Source organism: Verminephrobacter aporrectodeae subsp. tuberculatae At4, from assembly GCF_000193225.1.
Taxonomy (GTDB): domain Bacteria; phylum Pseudomonadota; class Gammaproteobacteria; order Burkholderiales; family Burkholderiaceae_C; genus Acidovorax; species Acidovorax aporrectodeae.
Map to the genome: position 1 here is coordinate 1 of NZ_AFAL01000797.1, position 972 is coordinate 972.

At 67.1% G+C, this 972-nt stretch carries 2 protein-coding genes; both read left to right on the forward strand.

Annotated elements, in window-relative coordinates:
- The coding region (locus tag VTU_RS33190; protein ID WP_010108733.1) for a transporter associated domain-containing protein at nt 1-130 on the forward strand (130 nt) is incomplete at its 5' end.
- 25 nt (nt 131-155) lie between these two features.
- Entirely contained in the window at nt 156-704 is a 549-nt protein-coding gene (locus tag VTU_RS0121615) for a shikimate kinase (protein WP_010108734.1), read from the forward strand.
- Nucleotides 705-972: the final 268 nt, after the last annotated feature.

Genomic DNA, 972 nt, shown 5'->3' on the forward strand with positions numbered 1-972 from the left:
CACCGTGCAGTGGGAGGACTGGAGGCTCGAAGTGGTCGACATGGACGGCAAGACCATCGACAAGATCCTCGCCACCCGCCTGCCCGCCAAGGAAAATCCCGAGCCCGGGGACGGCATTGCCGTTGCCTAGCTGAAAGCAGGAAGGCGGGACGTTCATGCAGATTCGCTGTGCACTGGTCGGCATGCCCGGCTCGGGCAAATCCACCCTCGGCCGGCAGCTCGCGCAGCACAGCGGGGTGCCATTCATCGACTTGGACCAGCGGCTGGAGCAGACCCTGGGTTGCAGCATCCGCAGCTACTTTGAAGTGGCGGGCGAGGCCTGCTTTCGGGACCTGGAAGCGCAGGCGCTGGCCGACGTGGCGCAGCAGCCCGGCGGCATGCTGCTGTCCACCGGCGGCGGCGCCGTGCTGCGCGCCGACAACCGGGACGTGCTGCGCCGCTTTGGCAGCGTGTTCTACCTGCACGCCCTGCCCGAGGAGATCTGCCGGCGCGTCCAGCATGACCGCACGCGCCCCCTGCTCCAGGGCGGCAACCCGCTGAAGCGGCTGCGCGCGCTCTACGCCCAGCGCGACGGCCTGTACCGCGAAACCGCCCGGCACGTGATCGAGACCGGGCGCAGCTCCGTGCGCACGCTCGTCGGCATGGCCGCGCTGCAACTGGAGCAGGACTTGGCGGCGGACGCAGCGCAGCGGGCGGCGGAATAAAACAACAGGTCCATCGCGGGTTGTGGCACCTGAATGGCCTGGGCAGCGCCGACAGCGTGGCGCAGGCCGTGGGCGCCGAGCGCCTTACCACGGAAGCCAGGCGCGCACGATGTAAAACAACGAAAGAGTAATCGTATACCCGGTATGATGCGCAGCCATGTTCAGCCAACCTTTCTCTGCTTGCGTGGCGCGCAGCCAAGGCGTTCGCGGGGGTTCGGTACTGTCTGACATAGACACATATACATATCACCGAGCCGAGCCGAGCCGA

Bases quoted from the DNA above. Each gene is read 5' to 3' on its own strand.
- VTU_RS0121615 (WP_010108734.1), top strand. From the start codon at position 156: ATGCAGATTCGCTGTGCACTGGTCGGCATGCCCGGCTCGGGCAAATCC.